Origin of the sequence: Salinibacillus aidingensis, assembly GCF_039522525.1 — a bacterium.
GTDB classification, from domain to species: domain Bacteria; phylum Bacillota; class Bacilli; order Bacillales; family Alkalibacillaceae; genus Salinibacillus; species Salinibacillus aidingensis.
In genome coordinates this window covers 14,908-37,514 of record NZ_BAAADO010000005.1, presented here as the reverse complement: position 1 = coordinate 37,514, position 22,607 = coordinate 14,908, and the positions used below count along the sequence as shown (strand labels likewise).

At 33.1% G+C, this 22,607-nt stretch carries 18 protein-coding genes; 8 read left to right on the top strand and 10 right to left on the bottom strand.

Annotated elements, in window-relative coordinates:
• Positions 1–66 precede the first annotated feature (66 nt).
• Positions 67–1,326, top strand: coding sequence for an IS481 family transposase (locus ABD006_RS12500; protein WP_343841606.1), 1,260 nt, complete (start codon positions 67–69; stop codon positions 1,324–1,326).
• Positions 1,319–2,119: an ExeA family protein gene (locus ABD006_RS12495; protein ID WP_343842190.1), complete on the top strand. Its 801-nt coding sequence runs from the start codon at positions 1,319–1,321 to the stop codon at positions 2,117–2,119. The genes ABD006_RS12500 and ABD006_RS12495 overlap by 8 nt, the downstream gene beginning before the upstream one ends.
• Positions 2,120–2,310: 191 nt before the next feature.
• On the opposite strand, the gene ABD006_RS12490 is transcribed toward ABD006_RS12495, so the two are convergent.
• The 6 genes from ABD006_RS12490 to ABD006_RS12465 all read right to left on the bottom strand — a co-directional run bounded on the left by ABD006_RS12490 (position 2,311) and on the right by ABD006_RS12465 (position 9,478).
• A complete protein-coding gene (locus tag ABD006_RS12490; protein WP_343841603.1) occupies positions 2,311–4,089 on the bottom strand; it encodes a coiled-coil domain-containing protein in 1,779 nt (592 codons plus the stop codon).
• A gap of 41 nt (positions 4,090–4,130) precedes the next feature.
• On the bottom strand, positions 4,131–4,901 hold the full coding sequence (gene istB, locus ABD006_RS12485; RefSeq protein ID WP_343841600.1) for an IS21-like element helper ATPase IstB: 771 nt from the start codon (positions 4,899–4,901) through the stop codon (positions 4,131–4,133).
• Positions 4,898–6,454 (bottom strand): IS21 family transposase, encoded by a 1,557-nt coding sequence (gene istA, locus ABD006_RS12480; protein WP_343841597.1) that lies wholly within the window; start codon positions 6,452–6,454, stop codon positions 4,898–4,900. The genes istB and istA overlap by 4 nt, the downstream gene beginning before the upstream one ends.
• Positions 6,455–6,562: 108 nt before the next feature.
• Complete coding sequence (locus ABD006_RS12475; RefSeq protein ID WP_343841595.1) at positions 6,563–7,150, bottom strand: AAA family ATPase; 588 nt, start codon at positions 7,148–7,150, stop codon at positions 6,563–6,565.
• Positions 7,137–7,757, bottom strand: a complete 621-nt coding sequence (locus ABD006_RS12470; protein WP_343841592.1) for an ABC-three component system middle component 1 — start codon at positions 7,755–7,757, stop codon at positions 7,137–7,139. The genes ABD006_RS12475 and ABD006_RS12470 overlap by 14 nt, the downstream gene beginning before the upstream one ends.
• On the bottom strand, positions 7,754–9,478 hold the full coding sequence (locus ABD006_RS12465; protein WP_343841590.1) for a dsDNA nuclease domain-containing protein: 1,725 nt from the start codon (positions 9,476–9,478) through the stop codon (positions 7,754–7,756). Before ABD006_RS12465 ends, ABD006_RS12470 begins: the two co-directional genes overlap by 4 nt.
• Positions 9,479–10,061: 583 nt before the next feature.
• On the opposite strand from ABD006_RS12465, the gene ABD006_RS12460 reads away from it, so the two are divergent.
• The 5 genes from ABD006_RS12460 to ABD006_RS12440 all read left to right on the top strand — a co-directional run bounded on the left by ABD006_RS12460 (position 10,062) and on the right by ABD006_RS12440 (position 14,839).
• Positions 10,062–10,196 (top strand): hypothetical protein, encoded by a 135-nt coding sequence (locus ABD006_RS12460; RefSeq protein WP_343841588.1) that lies wholly within the window; start codon positions 10,062–10,064, stop codon positions 10,194–10,196.
• Between the two features lie 71 nt (positions 10,197–10,267).
• Positions 10,268–10,438, top strand: a complete 171-nt coding sequence (locus ABD006_RS12455; RefSeq protein WP_343841586.1) for a hypothetical protein — start codon at positions 10,268–10,270, stop codon at positions 10,436–10,438.
• Between the two features lie 7 nt (positions 10,439–10,445).
• Positions 10,446–11,879 carry a recombinase family protein gene (locus ABD006_RS12450; protein WP_343841583.1) on the top strand — a complete coding sequence of 478 codons (1,434 nt, stop codon included), beginning with the start codon at positions 10,446–10,448 and terminating at the stop codon, positions 11,877–11,879.
• On the top strand, positions 11,872–13,473 hold the full coding sequence (locus ABD006_RS12445; RefSeq protein ID WP_343841580.1) for a recombinase family protein: 1,602 nt from the start codon (positions 11,872–11,874) through the stop codon (positions 13,471–13,473). The genes ABD006_RS12450 and ABD006_RS12445 overlap by 8 nt, the downstream gene beginning before the upstream one ends.
• 436 nt (positions 13,474–13,909) lie before the next feature.
• Positions 13,910–14,839, top strand: coding sequence for a PIN domain-containing protein (locus ABD006_RS12440; protein ID WP_343841577.1), 930 nt, complete (start codon positions 13,910–13,912; stop codon positions 14,837–14,839).
• A 52-nt stretch (positions 14,840–14,891) separates the two neighbouring features.
• Here ABD006_RS12440 and ABD006_RS12435 read toward each other — a convergent pair whose 3' ends face one another.
• The 4 genes from ABD006_RS12435 to ABD006_RS12420 are packed head-to-tail and all read right to left on the bottom strand — an operon-like array spanning position 14,892 to position 21,554.
• On the bottom strand, positions 14,892–15,605 hold the full coding sequence (locus ABD006_RS12435; protein ID WP_343841575.1) for a M48 family metallopeptidase: 714 nt from the start codon (positions 15,603–15,605) through the stop codon (positions 14,892–14,894).
• 13 nt (positions 15,606–15,618) lie between these two features.
• Positions 15,619–18,771 (bottom strand): type I restriction endonuclease subunit R, encoded by a 3,153-nt coding sequence (locus ABD006_RS12430; RefSeq protein WP_343841573.1) that lies wholly within the window; start codon positions 18,769–18,771, stop codon positions 15,619–15,621.
• A 13-nt stretch (positions 18,772–18,784) separates the two neighbouring features.
• Positions 18,785–20,023 (bottom strand): restriction endonuclease subunit S, encoded by a 1,239-nt coding sequence (locus ABD006_RS12425; protein ID WP_343841570.1) that lies wholly within the window; start codon positions 20,021–20,023, stop codon positions 18,785–18,787.
• 13 nt (positions 20,024–20,036) lie between these two features.
• Complete coding sequence (locus ABD006_RS12420) at positions 20,037–21,554, bottom strand: type I restriction-modification system subunit M (RefSeq protein ID WP_343841568.1); 1,518 nt, start codon at positions 21,552–21,554, stop codon at positions 20,037–20,039.
• Positions 21,555–21,759: 205 nt separating this feature from the next.
• On the opposite strand from ABD006_RS12420, the gene ABD006_RS12415 reads away from it, so the two are divergent.
• A complete protein-coding gene (locus ABD006_RS12415; RefSeq protein WP_343841566.1) occupies positions 21,760–22,572 on the top strand; it encodes a site-specific integrase in 813 nt (270 codons plus the stop codon).
• Positions 22,573–22,607: the final 35 nt, after the last annotated feature.

The window sequence follows — 22,607 nt, the reverse complement described above, 5'->3', positions numbered from 1 at the left end:
CTGGCAGTAGAATAGAGGTATATGGATGGCCGGCCGTCCTTCTTATTTAGAAGGAGGTATCCAAATATGGATGAAAAAACAAGAGAATCCATAGCACTATTTAGATATGGAATGATTACACCATTATTAAATGAAATAGTAGAGCCAAAAGATTATTTAGCTGAGCAGAGTGGCAAAACGCATGATATTCCCTACTATGGCGAAAAACGAGTAGCTGCCAAGACGATTCAAGGTTGGCTGTCAACCTATCGGAGATATGGATTTGAAGGATTAAAACCAAGTAAACGCAATGATCGTGGTCAATCTCGCAGACTATTACCTGACCAACAGGATCATATTATTCAGTTACGCAAACAAACCCCTGAAATGCCGGTTACCGTATTTTATGAGCAGTTGATCAAAAACGGTGAAATCCGAGCTAATGAGGTTTCTTATTCAACCATACGGAGACTAATCAATAAGCATCAATTGAAAAGTCATCGCTCATCATCACCTGAACGAAGGCGTTTTTCACACAATCAAATCAATGTCTTATGGCAAGCAGACTTGTCTCACGGGCCATATGTCCCAGTCCAAGGGAAAAAGAAAAAGACATTTTTAATTGCATATATTGATGATTGTTCACGACTCGTTCCGTATGCGCAATTCTTTTCTTCCGAAAAGTTTGATGGTCTTAGAGAAGTCACCAAAGAGGCCTTTTTACGGAGAGGGTTGCCAAAAATGATCTATGCGGATAACGGGAAGATTTATCGTTCTGAAACCCTTCAGTTCGCCTGTGCGCAATTGGGGGTTACATTGACTCACACTCAGCCATATGACCCCCAAAGTAAGGGCAAAATTGAACGATTTTTCCAAACCGTACAGACGCGCTTTTACCCATTATTAAAAGCGAATCCCGCACTCTCATTAGAGGATCTGAATGAACGTTTCTGGAGATGGTTAGAAGAAGATTATCATCGGAGGGAACATGCCTCCCTTGATGGTGACACACCTCATGCGGTATTTCACTCACAAATTGATCGTGTTCGATTTCTGGATGATCCTTCGATTCTTGATACGATTTTCTTAAAGCGAGAACATCGTAAGGTGAAGGCTGATGGAACCATTTCTTTAAACAAGCAGTTATATGAGGTTCCACCTCGATTTATAGGTCAAACCATCGACATCCGTCTGGATGATTCACGTGTGTACATCTACGAGGAAGGTCAAGTGATAACCGAGATCACTCCCGTATCCTTAAAGGATAATGCCCACGTGAAGAGACAGCAATCATCATCACTTTCTTTCTCAAAAATGACGGAAAAGGAGGATGAGATTGATGTATAAATCCTATTATTCATTAGCCCAGGAGCCTTTCACAAAAGAGGCAAACACCTCCGAGGCATTTACTTCTTCTCCGTATCAAGAGGCCCTTGCCCGCTTGGATTATTTACAAAAAGCGAGGGGTATGGGGCTTATCGTGGGAGAACCGGGCGCAGGGAAGACATTCGCTTTAAGGTCCTTTCAAGAGTCCTTGAATCCTTCATTATATCATGTCGTTTATTTTCCCTTATCAACGGGAGGTGTTATGGATTTTTACCGGGGGATTGCGTATGGATTGGGGGAAGAACCAAACTTTCGTAAAGTGGATTTATTTCGTCAAATTCAAAGTGGCATTGAGCGTATGTATAAAGGGAGGAATATCACCCCAGTATTCATCCTTGATGAAATGCATATGGCCAAAGATGCTTTTCTGAATGATTTGAGTGTCCTATTTAACTTCCATATGGATGCGTTTAATCCATTTATTCTAGTGCTTGCGGGATTACCGCATTTACGAATGCGGTTAGGTTTAAACCAAAACCGACCACTAGCTCAACGATTAATCATGCGATATCAAATGGAGGCGTTAAATAAAGATGAAGTCTCGGAGTATGTAGCACATCACCTCAAAGCAGCTGGAGCTAAGATGCCCATCTTTACCGAACCAGCGCTTGAGGCAATCGCTTTACATTCGCAAGGTTGGCCACGTCTTATTAATACTTTAGCGACCAATAGCCTATTATTAGGCTATCAAATGAAAAAAGAAAATATTGATGAAGAAGTCGTTCGTTTGGCCGCAGAAGAGAGTGGCTTATGATAAAGCTTAATACAAATTCATATCTATATGATTGATTATAGACCATGAATGGCCCCTTTGTGAAGCAAAGGGGCCATTTTCCAAAGTATAACAACTTAAAAATTTTGAAAAAGGAGATGGAATAATGTGCAAATCTGATACATTGTGAAAATGTATCCAAATTATTTCAGATTTTAGACTCAAATAATGTGCTAAAGCTGACCTGAAATAATGTGGTGTTTCACATCATTAAGGTCTAACAATACTTTGTCTTTTTCTTTCTTTAATTTTATATAATCATCCTCATTGATGAAAGAGTATATAGATTGGGTAATATTATCAATTTCGAAATTAAGACTCTGTAAATTAGAATATGTATTTTGGATACTCTTCATCAATAATTCCTCATCTAAAATACAATGACTGTAATTAAGCTCATTTTGATATTTTTGAGCTAAATCTAATATTGCAATTTCTCGTTGCTTCAACAAATTAAGATTACTTATTTTATTATCAAGAATTTCTTCTAAATAATTATTTCTTTCTTCAACTAGGTCAATATAATTTCTATACATAGAAACCTTTTCATTAATCTTCTCAGTTGAATCATTATATATTTTATACCTTGAAGGTATGCTCCTAATAATGCTTTCTTGTAATACCTTTAACTCTTTTAGAGAATCTTCTAATTTTCTCTTTTGTTTCTTCTTATTTTGTATAACACTAATATTATTAAATGTTTGCTCATAGTCATGTAAAAACTTTTGGATTGATTCAAGATTTTTTTTGTTTTTAACTAAGCCATTGTCTTCTTGTACACCAATTAGGTTTGATTTTATTTCTGTTATCTTTTCAATAAGTTTATTAATGTTCTTGGATATATTCTTTCTATTTTCTTCCATTCCTTCAATTTTACTTGAAACAGAAACATATTTATCTTCAAATTTATTATATTGACTAACAAGCTCTAACTTTTTTTGTTGTTTTTCATCTAACTTTTTTTCTGACTTTAAAAGTGTCTCTTTCACTTGCGCTTGTAATGAATTATTAAATGATTTAAAATCAGTCCCACATACAGGACAATCACTACTTGTATGTTCTCCATTTAAAATATGTTTTTGAACATTATAAATAATCTGGTTTATCTTTGAATCTTCTTCATGTTTAAGTTCTTTATTTACTTTTTCTAGTTTACCTTCATAATTTAATAACTGCTTTTTAATAGATTGAATTTCTTCGTTCTCTTCCTTATGTATCTTATCTAATTTCTTTAATTCATTTTTTAATTTTGCAACCTTACCTTCATATTCATTTACTTTTATCAAATTACTAAGATCATCAAGTTTTTCCTGCTGATTCTTATAATATCTTTGAAACTCTTCTAAACCCTTCCCATTCCAAATTTCATTTATATCTGCAGTATATATTAGTGTTTCTATGTTATTATTTAACTCTTTAATACTTATCTGTTGTTCATTTATATCATCATTAATTTCTAAACTCTTCGTAATTTTTATTCTCACTTGGTTTAAAGTGTTCATTCTTTGATGAGCCTTATCAATAAACAGTTTTTTTATTTCAATCTTATCTCTTGTAAGCTCAATCTGATTATTAAGCAGTTCAATGTTCGCTTTTACATTTAATAAATTTTCATTATTTAGACCTTTAGTCAAACCGCTATCTTGAATACTTTTTAAATTGTTTATCTTTATAGCCAGTTCCTCTTTAAAACTTAATAATTTATCAAGATTTTGCTGATTGATTTCTTTTACTTCTTGAGATACATCGTTTATTGGTAAGAATTTATTTTTTTCCATTATGGATTTAAGACTTTCTAGCAATTTCTTCTCAGTCATACCACCTAAATTATCATACAAATGCTTTTTCTCAGACAATTTAGCTTCAATAATATTCTTCTTATTATCTACAGTAGCTTTCTTCTCTTCTAATTCTTTTATTTTTGTATCTAACAAAGATTTAGAACTATTCAAGTAGGTGTAAGTGTCAAGTAAAAATGAACACTTTTTGCTAATTAACTCTGAACACTTTCTGTCTGAAAAATAGAAGTTCGATACTTCATTCTATGACTATCTTCCTTACGAAACTGAATCACTTCCACACGATGGAGGATACGATCTAAAATAGCTGCCGTTATGCCAGGATCGCCTAATAGTTGCCCCCACTCGGATGGCCCTTTATTAGAAGTTAAAACAACCGAGTCACTATCATGTAAATCATTAATTAAATGGAAAAAGAGGTTTGCCTCACGTTGTTCCATTGCCATGAACATGAGATCATCGATTATAACCAGATTAGAATCTCTGATACGTTTCATTTTAGTCTGTGCCTTTTTTGTAATGTCTTCAGACTTCAAGGTACGAATCAGTTCCTCCATTGTAATAAACATGACCCGGTAACCTTGGTTAATCGCTTCTATACCAAGCCCTGTTGCCAAATGGGTTTTCCCGACCCCGGCTGGTCCAAGAAGGACCAAGTTGTATAATTGGTCAATCCAAGTCAGCTCTTTAAGCTGATTCATCTGTTTTCTGCTTAGGGTTTGTTGTTCCTCCAGGTTATACATATCTAGAGTCGTATGAGCGGGAAATGCTGCCCACTTCAGCCGTCTCTCCACTTGCTTTTCTTCACGCCTCTTTAATTCATAACCAGTCAATTCATGTAAGAAAGACTGATAGGTCCAATCTTCCGATTCTGCTTGTCGTATCAAAACTGGAAGATAACTGGCTGTTTCTGATAAGCGTAATGTTTTTAACTGTTGTTGTAATTGTTCAAGGGATTTCTTCATTTTACTGCCCCTTCCAACACTTCGAGATAAGGTGCCAGATCTCTTTTTTCCGGTGTCATACTTTCATAATCTGCTTCCTTCCCATTGATTTCTTTTGGTATCTCTACTTCCGTTTTAATGGATGTAAGCTGTTTTTCCAGGAAGGAGACGACATCCCTGAATTCCGTGGCACTATACAGACTACGCTTTACACACTCGTCTAAAGCTTCTTGTCGAATGTCCGAAGAAACAGACTTTGCCGCATGTGAAATAATTTCCAGTTGATCCCGAATATACCGAGGGTATCTCTGGTGAACTTCCTGTAGATATAAAAGAGCTTTATCAGTGTTCCTAAACTCTTGCGAAATGGTTGTAATGTAGGAAGCAATTCCCTTAGTACGATCTCTCCGATGTTGTGTATCTTGGATAAGCTCCCCTTTATTTTCACAGAGTTTATGCTCTGCCAGCAGGGGTCCGTCCTTTTCTTCACGTATTTGCAGTCTTCCATCTTCTGTTGTGTTAATAAACACATTCTTATCTTTCTGATACGTTCCCAATGGTACGGAGTAGCGATTTGATTCGTGTAAAATTGTATTGTCCTTTCTGACTATCCTTGTTATACTTGAATTGATATTTGAAAGAACTATTTTCTTAGTGATCGGCTTAAGGTGTTTCTTTTCGACGGAGAACACTTCAACCGGTCTCTTTTTTATGGTGTTATGAACTTTACCGTTGCCTGTCCTGTCCAACCATGACCAACATAATTCATTCCACTTATCAATTTGACTGAATACACGATTTTTAGCGAAGTTTTGCTTAATGAATTTCACCGTGTTTTCCACTTTTCCTTTACTCTCCGGATCAGCCTTCCGGCATACAAAAAGCTGAAATTCTCTTTCGTTATGATACTTTTGGAAGGCTTCCGTTAAAATAAGATCTCCACCATTCTCACTCACTACAATCAAGGAATCCTGGTCGTAGACCAATTCGTAGGGGATGCCATCAAAGTATTCAAAGGCATTCTCATGAGTCCTTATGACATCCTGAGTAGTGAAAGGCTTGTCTAGCCATTCCGCGTACTTATAACGCGAGCGGGAAAGAACGAAACTGATAAAATACATCTTTTTCCACCTTCCTTCTGTCGTTTTCTGTTTCGTCTCCCCGAAATCTACCTGAGCCTGTTGCCCCATCGGACGATCGGGAATGGCTTCATAAACACGAGGAGAAGCAGCCTTCGGAATCGCATATTTTTCTCTCAATTCCTGAACAAAACTGCGAGCCGTACTCTCCCCGACTTCCAGTTTTGGAAATCGCTCACTAAGCCAATCATAAACCTGTGCTCCAGAAAGATCAGGATGTTCACTGAGCCATGTGTGAATCAGCATTTCATATTGGTCTAATTTCCTCCGCCTTCTTTGAGTGGAAGCCATCCATTCACTCATCTCTTCTGGTGATTTTTCAAGATATTTATAAACTGTGGTTCGTGAGAGACCTAATTTTTTTGCAATTCTTCTGATCTTGAATCCCTGTTGTTTCAATTGATAAATTTCCATGTACATTTTCCACTTTTCCACCTTTTTTCCCTCCATCTGATAGATTTCACATATCTATCATACTATGGAAGGTGATATTTTTGATTGAAAAGTGTTCATTTTTATCAAGCAAAAATGGTCTACTTTAATTTAGCAGTTACAGTAGGCTTTAAAATCTTCACCATATTTCTTAAATCCTAATATTTTTTCTAACTTCTTATACCTTTCTCCCGGCTTGTTTCCCCGCACAAATTCATCTAGGTCCTCTTGCGATAGTAATTGCGTAGATGATACCAGAGAGGCTAAATCAATGTCTTCATCTTCAGAAACATCCATATTTTTATCACTGATTAATATATTCGCAATGCATTTTGTTGCTTCACTAAGTTGTATTTGTTGACCATCTATGAAGACCTTTTCTGAACTATTATGTTTTATTTCTCTTTTTACAGACCTAGACCTACCATTTTCATCTATAAATTCTATATGTACAAATGTTATATAAGAACCTTGTTTTCTTGCATTATAATTAACTATATAACTAAACCTTTTATGCTCAATTGACCCCGTATAACGATTTAACTTCCCCATTAAACACCAGTTAAGAGCATCAAAAATAGTACTTTTCCCATGGCCATTTGGACCATTAATAAGTATTATCTTTTTATTGGTAAAGTCAAATTCATGGTATCCACTAAAGGCTCTAAAATTCCTTAAAATTAACTTACTTATTATCATAACCATCACCTATTTCCAATGCCTCTAAGATTTTTGTATGTAGTACTTCATCTTCATAATCAACAAAATCTTGTTTAAAATATAAATCAACTAAACTATTAATAGTTTTTTCATACTGCGATCTATTTAGATGCTCAAGTAGCGGTTCGTCTCTATGAAGTATTTCAATATTAGTAATTGTTTCTTTAAAAGTTTTTATATAATCAAAACTAACTTCCCCAGTAATTTGATTTATCAGAAAAGGAATTTTAGATAAATCAGCCGTATTTTGTAAAATATATTTTTTACAAACATAAGAATCCTTTTCAATTTTATTTATTTCCAGTGATAAGTCTTCACCTTCAAAATTGAAATCAAGAACTATAAAGAAATATAAATTCTTCTTCTGTTTACCTGTAAAATAATCATAATAGGAGGCAATGATAGATTGATCATTTACCCACTTATAAAAAGAAGATTCAGTTCTAAACTCTTTTAAGAAAATTACTTTTTCACTTTTTATAAATAATTGCAAATTACTTCCATAAAGTGCATTTTCAGTGTCTTCTATTGTAACGTTTTCATAATTCTGCTCTATTAGTATGCTAATTACTTCTTCAATCTTCATTTAAAACTCTCCATAGGTGCAACCATTTTTCTCCAACCTTCCACAATTTTTTCGTTTTTCAATGTTGACACTTGACTGTCATCAATTACTTTTAATTTTGAAATAAATTCATCCATCTTCACTTTATTAAAGAATTTTAAATCATGGACACTGTCAATCAGTTTTGGTTGCTCTTCTTTTATAGTAGTTATACCAAGTATCGCTGCAATTTCATCGTCATTCTCACTTCCGCCAGTTATTTTTTCATCCACGACTAAACAATAGAATTCCTCACTTACACTATTAGTTATATTGCAATATTGTATTGTAGTAGCAATATCATTCTTAACTCGTATTACGTCTTTTCTATTCTGTGCATTAAAGATAGTGAAAAGTAATTTTGGTTCATTACTATGCTCGCCAGAATGAAACAACAATTTTGCTTTTTTAAATTCAATTTTCTTATCAAAGTAAAATGCAAGACAGTTAACAATATACATTATTGAATTCTTTAGAAAATATTCATTTTCACTGTTAACATAATCTTCACTTGGTAACTCATTATTCATTTCAAACAGTTTATTTAAAAAAACCACTAAAAACTTAGGGTCTCGATCAAATTCTTCTTGACATGAGTTATAAAACCAACTTAGAGTGTCTAATAAATCCTTCCTTATATTTTCATTTTTATAAATAGTATTAATATCGATAAACGATGAATTTACCGCTCGTTTGAACATAGAAAAAACACTACTATTATTTACGTTACTTGCCAGTATTTCTCTTCCTTCTATCTTTCCTTCGTCAAATAATTCTTGAACGAACTCTTTACTAAAGGTCAAATCTTGAAGTGTTATATTAGGTGCATCACTCGATGTACCCGAAAATACTTTGTCAAAAAATTTATTAAATATATGAAAAGCGATTGAACGATTTTCTAAATCTGAAAAACCGATAGTTTCAGTAATCATGTCAAGAATTGTCTGTTTAAGCTCTATAGAAGACCCTAAGTGATTAATAAATAATCGATTTAAATAATACTCCAGATCCTTTTTCATTATTTGATTAAAAGTAACTTCTTCATTATCATTTACTTTTACACTAGAAAGGTGATTTAAAAATTTATCATCATCTGGAAATTTAGAATTAAGATTAAAATTGTAATTAGTGGAATATGTTAATCCATCATAGAATGGTGAATTAGTTGCTAATTCGAATTCTGGTAGGGTGTACTTTTCATCATCCTCATCTTTTAAATGATTATCTAAAAAATAATCATAATTATAAAACAGCTTATCTATCCAACTATTAAAATAAGAAGAAAAATCACTCGTTTCATCATCCTTTGGATGTTTTCTATTATAATAATCAGAAGGAGTTAACCTTTTACCAACATTTTCACGAATAGTCTTCACTTGAACAAACCTAACTTTATCTTCACTTAATAGAGTAACATCATCAAAGTATTCCCATACTACAATATTCCACCATGCATCTTTTTTAGGATAAATCATACTTACCATATAATAGATTGCAACATAATATTGATATAAAAATCCTCTAATTGCAGTAAGGCCACCAATATCTCTAATCTTCCCCGTCATTAACTTATCTATTATATCTTCTGAAGTTTCTTCAAGCGATATATTTTCTTTCTCTAAAAAATCATTTAACTCTTTTATTCTTTTAGCACGAGTGTCAGTGCCAGCATCAGTAGTAATTCTCATAATATTTTCACCCAATGCATCTCCACATTTCCCCTTAATTCAACTATATATGACAATTATATCAAAATCCTAAAGCCATTTTAATTAATTTTTACAATTATTGGTTCTATCCTATTTTTATTCCTAAATTATTAATTATTAAATTAGTGTATAAAACTCCCCTTTTTCGCCAATAATAATTAGCAGTTGTTAGTGCAACTTGTATGTCAGACAGGGAAGAGGTATAAGCAACACCTCTTCCTTTTGTTAAACCTCTAACTAACTTTCAACACTCCAAAAAATTTCCTTTGACTCTTCAAATATCAAAATCCCAAGATATAATGATTTCAGATTAACCGGTTAATTAATCATAATAAGTAACCATAATAAGCGAAGTCCGCAGGTTACATGATTTATCTACCAAAAAGTAGATATTCATGTACTGCGGACTTTTTACGTAATTCGAGGTTATATGCAAAAGGAGTAAGTAGAATGAAGGGGAACTTTTCTGGCCATGAGTGGTTAAAACGGCTGCAGGATAATTGTGAATCAGTAGGTGTATCTAAACACATTATTGAACGGTTCTATAAATTTTATATGAAAGAAGGGAGGGGAGTTCGTGCAAAATCTATTACAACTTCTACAAGATCTGAACGTTCCTCAAAGTGAACCAGAAATCATTATCGTTCCGATTGATAACCAAAAATCTAATAAGGATCTAGCATATCAGTTAGAACTAAAAATAGATGATTAAGAGATTTACTAAGTATAAATCAAATCCCTCTCGTCCATATTGAATTAATAATATGTGACGGGAGGTATTAGATGTCGAGAAAAGCTGTGTTAAAAGTATCTTTTAATGAAGATCAACAAGCAGAATCCTACCATTTTATTAAGAGGTTAATAGAAAAAATGCTTTTAGACCAACTGGATTTAGACCCCAAAACCAAAGGATTGTTGTTGATGGAAAGTAGAGATATTATCGAAAAGGAGTAAAAACGAAATGAGTAAACCCGAGAATAACTTAATGTATTTTGATTACGAAAAGATATACAAAGATTTTATTGCTGTCTACAGCCGTGTTAGTACGGCCCAACAAGATATTCAAAAGCAAATTGGTCTTGCTGAAGCTTATATTAATAATCACGGGATTCCAGAAGAAAATGTCATTTGGTTAAATGATAATGATGTATCTGCAAACAAAGTTGGGTTAGATGAGCGAAATGGATTACTAGAATTAAGAAAAAAGATTAAGCAAAAACAGGTGAAAACAATTATTGTTTATAGTCGGGATCGTTTAGCACGCAACTTTTATGAATATGTAGCACTCGTAAAAGAATTCTATGAACATAACGTAGATGTAATATTCACCTCAACAAAACAGCCTGCGTTTTCCAAAAAGTTAGCAATTGAAGCTTTATATGGAATTTTCGCTCAAAGTGAGGGGCAGAATATTACGAGTAGAAAAAGTGACACACAAAAGCAGTTTCCCTCGTCAATATTTGGTTATATCCGGGAAGGAAAGAAAAAGAATGTTAGGTACATGCCCAATCCTACTCTTATAAAAGAACTTACGTCCTTTTTCAAAGATGTAATGAATACTAAAACTACTAATGATTTTTTTGACATTCTTTTAAAATACAAAAAGTTGTTCAGGAATAAAAGCTACCACAATTTATTAAAATATCTCTGTAATCCTTTCTATTGCGGCTATATGTCAACGCCATATGGATATGAAAAGTTAAATCATGTAAAACCGCTCATTTCATTCGAAGAGTTTATGAGAATACAAGAAGTAGTTAAAGAAATGGAACAAGCTACAAAAGATGCCATTATAAAAGCTTCGAACAGCGCAGTCATTCATCCAACATGCTGTGAGTGCAAGAAACCCATGATTTTTCGATCATCCGAACTTGGAAAAAGTGGGTATTTTGTATGCAAAAGAAAACATAAAGAAATAAAAATTGAGGTAGACAAATTTAATCAAATTATTTCAGAACATTTAAATCCTATTATTCATGCAATAGATACCGATGCAATGAAAGGAGATCTTTTCTCCTATTTAAGAAAAATTGAAGTGAAATATAAACAGGAATTATCTTCCTTAAACTATGAGTTAGATTCAGTTCATCAACAGATCACTAGAAAGTATTCGCCAAATTGCTCAAAAGATTTCAAACAACTTGTAATACAATCAAGGAATATCAAAAAAGCAATTGAAATTATTTATGTAGAGATTTTAAAAATAGATGAAGCACGAGTTGGTATAAAAGAACATATTGATTTAATCAAAAACAATCTCTCAAATGTACTTCAAGAATACGATTTATATTTTCTTGCCAAACTTTTTTATAAAGACGTTGAAGTATCTAATCATTCATTAATTTACCACATGGCATTAACAAAGTACTTTAAGGATGGTGATATCATTGTATAAATTTTGCTATAAAATAAATGGCACCTATACTTTAACTGATTATCAACTATTCGATGTTGAGCAAAGTGAGCTTCCCTTTAATGTTTATAAAGACGGTGTGAAAATTACTACTGCTTATGTACGTTGGTCTGATATATATCAAACTGATAGAAACTCTTTAAAAATTCAAGTTAATGAAGTAGTAGCTCGTGCTAAACAAGAAGGTTTTCAAGTAATAATTTTGTTTGTAGATCAAGCTAAATCTGCCTATCATATTCCTGCACAAAAGCGCCCAGAAATGCTTAATATGAAAGAATATATATTAAGTTATTCCAATGTTCTAGCAACAATTTTCTATGAGGAAAGTCGCGTAACTCGGTTAATAGAAGATTTCGTATTAAATATTCTTGGTCCTATTAAAGACGTAAAACCTAATTTTAAAGTTTATTCAACAAAGACAGAAGGTGTATGGGACGAAAATAATCCATTTGTTCAAGCAAAACTAGCACTAGCCAATGAAGAAGTCGAAGAAAAATCTTTTAGAGCTTTTGACTATCATGCAACAGTAATCAATAAGTCTAGCAAACGTCCGGAATCTAGAAACCCATATGGCTATTCTTTAACTAATGATGATATTGAACTCAATGAGTATGCTCCAATTGTCATGTTCATATTCTATCTATATAGTTTTGGGCATAGCGATAAAAAGATAGCAGAGCTTTTAAATAAAGCAAACACACCATTACCAACTAAGAATGCAATCTCATGGTCCGATTCGTCTGTTAGGTATATACTAAATAACTTATGGTACGTTGGCGACCTTACATGGTTTGCAAGAACTAGCTATGAAAAAAGCAAAAGAAAACCGTTAGACGAAGTTACGTTAATCAAAGAACATCATGAGCCATTAATAGGACCCAACCTTTGGGAGCTTACACAGTATTTCCGTTCATTTAAGAATAACAAAGATCGTATGAATAGTCCGTTTATGTTGAGAGATCTTTGTTATTGCGTTAAATGTGGTGTTAAGTTGAAAACTAAAAATATGACACCTTCTAAGTCAAAGAAGAAATATTTATACTATCGCTGTCCTTCTTGTACCAAAAAGGTGAACATTGACGTTTTACACTCGATAGTTCTTAAAGATTATTCTCATAGGTGGTCAAGAGATATCCTAAACTATAAGGATACCCTACAAAAGATATTAAATAAATGGAAAAAATCCATTTTAAAAAATCAAAGTAAATCAAATGAATCCATTAAAATGCTCCGTTATAAACTAAACACTTTGACACAAGAACATGAGTATTTTAAAGATATTAAGGAAGCTTTTGAATTACAATTAAATAACCTTGAAAGAGAGAAAGTATCCCTAGCCAAAATAAGTGAAAAGCTGGAGTTATTGCAACAGGATACCAAGCAAATAGAAATAATAGATAGGTTTAAACAAGAGATATTCAGTTATTCAACGGAAGAAAAACGATCATTATTACTGCTTGCCATTAAAAGAATTGAAGTTGATTTCACTCAAAACGCTAACCCATCTATTGAATATCGTCTAACACCTTATGTTGAAATAGAATCATTAATAGATTCTAACAGTGATTCCTCATAACTAGCTGTTGCTCTGATGAGCAGCAGTATTTTTTTGACTACTTTCTTTACCGAATTTAATCATTTAGTTCTGCTCATAATACCGAAGTTTTCTGTTATCTAGTTCTATTTAAAAATTAATTGAACACTGAATCCCTTGATATCAAGGGATTTCATGTGTTTATTTTCGGTTTTAAGAGTATCTAGGGATTCCTCGATGCTTATAATGCCGAGAACTTATATTACAATACTGCCCACTTTACCGAAGTTTAAACATATCTCTAATCCAAAAAACAGCTTTACTGTTTTTACTTATTCTAATGATAAAATTATAGACAAAAATCAGTACGTTGTGATAAAGGAATTTTGATAATGATATAATATAATATAGTATGAATTAGTAATACATTTAATAATAATTTTTATTATGTGAATTAAATTAGGAAAGGGAGAATGAAATGAACACTAACACGGCACTATGTCTAGATACCAATATTCTACTAAATTTATTCGAACCGGGTCGATACGAAACCGTGACTTTCAACAAATTCCTTACAGCTGTTTTAACATATAGGTGCCATCTAATAGTTACGGACCAAGTATTAATTGAATGGCAACGACACGTAAATAAAACTCAGGAAGATTTTATAGAAAAAAATAAAATAAACATAGACGAATATAAAACTCTAATAGAATATTTGGATAGTGAGCAAGAAATAAGGGAAATGGAAGGAATTCTAGAAAAAATTAAAAGAATGGAAAATAGAAAATATAAATATAATTATGGAAACAGGGCAGAAAAGTTGAATGAACTCATGTCTGATTCTAACTATACCAAAGTAGTCAACCGTACTAATGTAGCAGAGAAAATATTAGTCGAAAAGTCTATAGATAAGGAGGCTCCCTTTTTTTATAATGAGTTTTCGCAAAGTAATAGTAAAGTGAAAAATGAATCAGCAGATGCGTCTATTTTTTTCACTTTATACGATCATATAAAATGCGGTACGATAAACTATGACAACATATACTTTGTTACGGATAATAAGAAGGATTTTAGCGATCCAGCAAACCCCTCTAAAATCCATGATAATTTAAGCGTGTTTGCCGAAGAAGTAAATTTGATATTTTCAAATAATCTAAAAGAAGTACTTGAATCATTGATTAGTACAGATGAGGAAATCTTGAATTTATTTGACTCTGAAGAATCCATGAACCAATTCCTAATTGATAGATATTTCACTAATTGTCCTAATTGTGATGCGGAAGTTCATTTAAATGCTGATTCATATGTAGGTAGTGGACCTCCTCACACTCAAACATATTGGTTAAAATGTAAGCAATGTAAACATACATGGGATACTGGGGATTTAGTTCATGATTACTACTAATTTTATTATTAACGGTAACATCCCAAAAAGGATTTCCTTTGAGGAAATCCTTTCATAAATCCATCCTTACTCCATACTTCTTCAACCATTCTTTTCTACTTTCATAGTCAGGCATTACCGAAGCCAACATATCCCAAAACTCTCGTGAATGGTTCATATGATACATATGACACATTTCATGTACTACAATATAATCTAAAACATACGATGGTGCCATAGAGCAACGCCAATTAAATAAGAGATCATTGTTAGCTGTACAGCTTGCCCATCTTTTTTGTTGCTCTTTAACCTTGATATCGTTAGGTTTTCTATTAAAGTAATGTTGATAGTATTTTACTTTTTCCATAACCTTTTCAAGCGTCTTTTGGCGATACCAGTTTTCTAGCGCTTGTTTCATTAATTTTTGTTCTTTAGATGGAGACTTAATATAAAACTTCCCTTGGAATAATTTCACCAACGGTTTCTTAACCGTCTCATCAATAATAATTTGTAGTGAATAATTTCTTCCTAAATACATAAACGATTCACCATTCACTAATTCCCTATTTATCTTTTGATACTCGATATCTCTAAATAAATATAACTTTTGAACAATCCAAGATGCTTTCTTTTTCACTTTTTCCGTAATCATTTCTTCTGAAGTATCAAAGGGAGCAACAACACATACATTATCAGGTGGCTCTACACTGATCTCCATCGTCTTGCGCTTTTTAAACTCTACAGAAAACTCAATTGTCTTAGTACCATATTCTATGGAACGAATCATTTATCTCAACCTCTTATTCTCTAGTTGCAAAGTGCTTTTTCGCTAATTGAAGAAGCGGACCTACAAGTTGTTTTCTGACTTCTATTTTAATTTGTTTAAAATACTTTGTTGTTAACATCAAAAAGATAGATCGCTCAATATCCGCCGTTTTTGACGGATTTGTTGTCCAATCTACTACCCAAGATTCCGCCACTATGTCTGCAACATTCTGGGCAATCTCTTTTGATAAGTCAATGATATCCTGACTTATATACTGCTCTGATGCTTCTTTGACTTGAGATGTAGATGTCGTTTCTTCTGGTTCCAAATGTTTCTTAACCACTTCAAAAAAGGCGTATTCTCTTTTAGATAACCCTAGTCGTTCCGCTTCTTCTGTTTCACCAGTCTCCATATCGTTATTTATAAATTTCTCTAGCTGCTTTTTTCTTTCTGACCAATCGTTCTGTGTATCCTCCAGAATCTGTTGGAGTTTTTCAAGTAGAGAAGTATAGTAAACTGGATTATCATCCATTTTTACACTTATTACATGCTTAACAGCGTGTTCCATGTTTGATGCTATTGCTTCGTCTGATTGCAATGTTTCAAGTTTAGATTGATAATCCTGATCAAACAAAGTAATCGGTTGGATCCATTGCTTAACACCAAGAGATGTTAAATGTTCATTTATGATTTCGCGAACTTTTTCTCCACTATCTGCAATATCTAGTTTCTTATCAGGTTCAAATCTTGCCTTAGCTGCTGCACGTATATAAGATAGCCAGCGTAAATCGTTCGTATTTTCTGTAGTTACATGACCGGGCATTAGTTGCTCCATCGCCCCGGCAAATCGTTTATAAGCTAATTCAAACTCTGCTCTTTTGTCTTCAGCTTCCAATTGTTTTACAAGTTCATCTAAGTTATCTTTATCAATTCCCCTAAACATCCCCATTACGGATTCTCTATATGACAACATCTGCTTATGAACACCATCTAATGACTCCATTGGCTCTCCAACATCATCTTTGTCAAACACTTTTAGTGCCTCTTCAAGATGATTGGATATACCATAATAATCAACTACGTAGCCGCATTTTTTTCTTTCTCCGTAAGTCCGATTTACACGTGCAATAGCTTGTAATAGATTATGTTCTTTTAACGGTCTGTCTAAATACATGACTTGTTCAACAGGGGCATCAAAACCAGTTAAAAGCATATCCTTCACGATGATAAAACATAACTTACTCTCTGAAACGGGCTTTGTAAATCTATTAATAATTTCTTCTTGCTCCGCTTTAGTCGTAAAGTGTTCTTTTAAGTGTGGAGGATCATTAAGGTTTCCTGAAAAAATAACTTTAGCATCAAGTTCCTCACCCATGATTTCCTTCATATGTTTCTTGAGAGCATTATAGTATTTCACAGCTGCTTCTCTAGAAACGCAAACTACTTGGGCTTTGAAACCATTAGGATAAATATACTCTTTATAATGTTTAAGCATATCTTTAGCAATTTCGTCGACTCGTTCATCGGCTTCAACAATAGCCTTTTTATTAGCATATTTTTGTTTGATAGCTTCCTTTTCCTCATCCGTACGATGTTCAAAAGCCTCGTCAAATAACTGTTCTAACGTATCTGCCTTAACTTGAAGTTCTGGCTTCCTGCCTTCATAGACGATTCGAACTGTGGCACCATCATCAACTGCTTCTTGTATTCCATATTTATCAATGTAGGAACCAAATGTTCTTGGCGTTGACTTATCTTCCTTTTCAACTGGTGTTCCAGTAAAACCTATAAAGGCTGCATTTGGCAAAGCATGACGCATATTTCTAGCAAATCCTTTATATTGACTGCGGTGAGCCTCATCAGCCATTACAATTACATTCGATTTAAGTGTTAATACAGGAAACTCTTTTTCGAATGTTAAAGTCGAAGTTTGAGAAGAATCTTCTAATGTATCTTGTTCCTCTGTTTCACTCTGAAACTTATGTATTGTTGTCATAATAATTTGCGGTTGAGCATTAGATAACAACTCTTTCATTTCACTAACTTTATCAGCTCTAACTGGAGTTGTGATAGTTGATAAAGTTCTAAGAAAGGTTTGATAAATTTGTTTATCTAAGTCAATTCGATCTGTAACAACAACTATTGTAGCATCCGATAATTCTTGTAACCGGCGAATTTTTCTCGCAAGAAAAACCATCGTTAGAGATTTACCTGAACCTTGCGTATGCCAAATAACCCCGCCTCTAGAAACAGAATCTCTCCCGTAAACTAGACGGTCCAGTGCTTTATTAACAGCCCTGAATTGCTGATATCTACAGATTTTTTTAATTTTCATAGACGTGTTAACATCCACTTCGAACAATAAGAAGTTTTGAAGGATATCCAATAAATTATGTTTCTCCAGTAACCCCTGTACAAAGACATTTTGACCATTGTTGCCTACATCTTCTATTTGCTCCTTCGTAAATGGATATGGATCTTTCCACTCAACATAGTGACTGTATCCCGAACTAATTGTCCCAACATAAGCACGGTACTTATTTAGAATACCGGTGAAAAAGTTAGTATAAAAAAGACGGGGAGCGCCCTCGATAGTATTGGAATCTCGCAAATCCATATAACGTCGTAATTGTTCATAAGCTGCTTTTTTACCGATATTCTCATTCTTGCCTTTTTCTAAAAAGGGAGACTTACATTCTAAAACAACTACAGGTATTCCATTTACAAAAACAACGATGTCAGGAATGATTTTTTCGTTAGGCCCTTGAATTACAAACTGTCTTGTTACTAAGAAGTCATTGTTCTCAACATTTTCCCAGTCTATAAACTTCACCGTATGGTAATCTTTCTTACCTTTTCCATCGATGTCTTGATCAACAGTAAAATTAAAATGCACAAGAGCCTCATATATCCGCTCATTGATTTCAAGTAGATTCGTTCCAAGATGCTCTGGCCTAGTTAAAAATCTAACAGCTTTATTTAAGTTAGAATCATCTATCCACGGGTTTAGACGTTGTATTGCTTTTTTCAATCGTTGAACGAGAATCACCTCATTCAACGATTCTCTCTCGTTATAGTCTGGTGTTAATTTTTCACCATGAACGAATTTATAACCTAGCTTGTCCTGAAGGTAATCTATGGCGGGTAGCTCAACAAGCGTTTCTTCGTTTCCTAAATACGAACTCATTTGAATTTCCCCTTTATACCTTTACACGAATTTTACCTGAAAGAAGTTTTTGCATTAAGCCTTTTTTTAGATCAATAAATTTTTGTTTATTTACACTGTATTGTTTTATTTGCTTATCTGTAGATGATAAAATACTCGCAATGTTCTTCTGCTCATCAAGTTCAGGAAGTACGACTGGGATATTATAAAAATCTCCATGTTTTAGGTCTGGAATTGTGGTAGTTCCTGCTAATCTCTTTATAATATTTTGAATAATATTTGATTTTAAATAGTAAACGAGAAAATCTTTATTGATAAGTTTTTTATCATAATCTACTTTAAAAAAATTATTATGAAAAGCACCTTCTACGTTTGAAATTACTACACCAGTATTTCCTGTCCTAGTCATTAGGATATCATCCTTATTACACAATACGCTCTCTCGAGGATTTTCAATAAAGTAAGTATTTTCTTTGTTATTTTTGTCATTAAGATATTGTATAGTAATATAAAAATATCTATTATGTCCGGGTTCCTTATATCTGTCAGTTATAGCTACCTGTAGTCCCTGACTAATTGTGGAAATATCCTTAAAAGTTACTAATCGCCATTCGTTAGGTATGTTACCAACTACTGTCTCTTTAAATTCTGAATGCCCTATACCTTTAAACAATAACTTTTGCATTAAACCTTTTTGTAATTCTTTTGTTTTTGTAATAAGTTGGTCTGTTTGTTCAATTTGTTCATTAACAGTGGTAAGAATTTCAGCAATCTTTTGCTGTTCTCTAAATGAAGGAATTGGTATTAATGCATTAGATACATCTGTATTATTAACTGCAGGATAGTTAGAACCAACCATTTTCCTAAGTAATTGACTTAAAAATTTATTACTAAATGTATAGTGATAAATGAACCTTGCACTTATCCCTTTTTTTGGACGTAAAACTGCAAACCCGGTTGAACAAATTAAATTTTCTCTTGAATCTTCTACTAAAGTAAATGCTTTCAGGTATGGTCTAACAGTCGAAACAATTACATCATTTTTTCTCACAATTCTTCTTGCCCTACTAGGTGCTTCTTTAAATGCTAATATTTTAGTACCTTTAATTTTTCCTTCTTTTATACTTTCAATATCAATATATTCTATAATTTCATTCTCCGGAGTTTTTGGTGATAACGACTCAGGATTTACTTCGGCTATACTTGATAGTGTCTCAATACGCCAGTCACTTGGTATCTTTCCAATTCCAGTTTTTTGAAATTCTTGGACCATTTCCTCACCTACTTTATATTCTTTCGTATCCTATTTCTATTAAGAAATTATTTAGTTTATTTTCTGTTGTATTATATTTATCTTTGATTTGCCTAATTTCTTTAATAACTAAATCAATATCAATTTGTTCTTCTTCCTCTGTAATATCTACATATCGACTCACACTTAGGTTATAATCATTATCTTTAATAGTTTCTATATCAACTAATGTTGCATATTTCTCTTTATCCTTGAAATCATTAAATATATTTACTATTTTCTGTATATCTTCTTCGCGAAGTTTATTTTTATTTCCAGCTTTCTCATAACCCTGACTTGCATCAATAAACATTACTTTATTCTTTCGGTCAACCGATTTATTCTTATTAAGAATTAATAATGCAGCTGGAATACCTGTTCCATAAAAGACATTTGATGGTAAACCAATTACAGCTTCAATAAGATCATCTTTTATATATCCTTTACGAATCTTACCTTCTGCCCCTCCACGGAATAAAATACCATGAGGTACCACTGTTCCCATTTTGCCTTTTTGATTCAAACTAGTAACCATGTGTGAAACAAATGCTAAATCCCCATATGATTTTGGAGGTATTCCATAGATAAATCGGTTATAAGGATCTCCCTCGGCTTCCTCTCTCCCCCAATTTTTTAAAGAAAATGGCGGATTAGCTAAGATCTTATCAAATGTTTTTAATGCCCCACCTTCTGTATGCATTGGATTTCGTATGGTGTCTCCTTTACGAATATCTGCGCCTTTAGCGAAATGGAATAGCATATTCATCTTACATATCGCCCATGTACTAAGATTTATCTCCTGACCAAATAAGGAAACATTTTTTGAATTTCCTCCATGGTCTTTTATGTATTGCATGGACTCAATAAGCATACCGCCGCTTCCAACAGTGGGATCGTAGATACGATCTCCTTCTTCTGGTTTTAATATATTTACAAGTACTTTTACAACTTCTCTTGGTGTATAGAATTCTCCACCTTTAGTTCCACCATCATCAGCAAATTCTTTAATGAGGTATTGATAAGCATCACCAAGTACATCAGGATTTTCAAGATTCTCATATGCTAAGTTATGTTTATCGAATAGTAATAATAGTTGTGATAACTTTTTATCTGGAACTCGTTCTTTATCATTATAATTAGCAGTAGTCAGAACACCTATTAATTCCGCGTTTTTAGGTTCATCTTCAATGGCCTTAAATGCCTTATCCAATTCAGGTCCAATATTTAGAGTTAAATTTTTTAGCTTTTCCCATCGAGCTGCTTCTGGTACAAAAAAGGTTTCATACATGGTTGGCTCTTCTAATAACATCTCAACTTCTTCATTGTCCATTCCTTGCTCTGTGAATTCCTGTTTTTTATTTTCACACTCCATTGAAAACTGGTCATTCATTCGTTTTAAAAACATTAAACCAAATATGTAATCTTTATATACAGCTGCATTTAATTCCCCGCGAAGGATATCCGCAGCGTCCCATAATGTTTTTTCTAATTCCTGTAACGTCAATTTGCTCATTTTGTTACCTCCAAGTTTCTAGCTTCATATTTAAAATATAACACATATTCTTAATTTCTTTTAATGAACTCTACTTTCATACAATTTAATAAAAAGATAATAAAATTTGTTTAAACTACTTAAAACGAGAAAAAACAGCGAGTAAAATGTTTCAGATTTAGCTTTTAGTAACTTTAAAAAATAAGTAAGTAGGAGGAAATACAAAATGACAATTAGAAAGATAAGAATAGGAGAACACACAAATTATAAGGTTATAAACGATTTAGGAAGAGGCGCAAATGGTACGCGTATTCTGAAACAGTGGACTTTTAATACATTAGAAGAAGCTAGAGCATTTGAGGAATCAGGAATAATTGGAAAAGGTGACACACCAAAGAAATACGATTCAATAGAAAGAAATTCAATAGCTTCTAAAGGGGCAGATCAATATCAACCTTACAAGCTGAATACATGGAACAATTCTGAAGTTGAGCAATTTATAAAATTAGCCGAAAAAGAAGATAAAGATGTATTGTATGATACTGTGCTAAATACAGGATTACGAAAAGCCGAAGTTCTTGCTTTATCATGGTCGGATATTGATTTTACAAAGGGGACGTTAGCAGTTAACAAATATATTTCTCCCCAACAAAAAGGGAGGAAATACACTCCCTTAATTGCACGAAACCGACGAATAGTTCAGTTACCTGATCATATTATACAAAAATTATCAGTGCATAAAGAACGACAGAAAAAACTAAGAGCTGAACTAGGTGAAATTTATATAAACGAATTTAATCTTGTTTTCACAAGTGCTACTGGCGGTGTTCTTAACCCTAGACTATTAGATTCCCAATTTAAAAAACTAATAGGTATGGCTGGCTTGAAAGAAATATCCTTTCATGATTTACGTCACACTCATGCAAGTCTTCTAATACTAAATGGTACAAATCTCGCCATAGTTAAAGATAAATTGGGTCATCCATCCATTGAATCAGTATTAAATTTTTATTCACACCTTTGGACTGATATCGATTAAAGTAATTCATGAGTCTGTATTCTACAGATATTTAA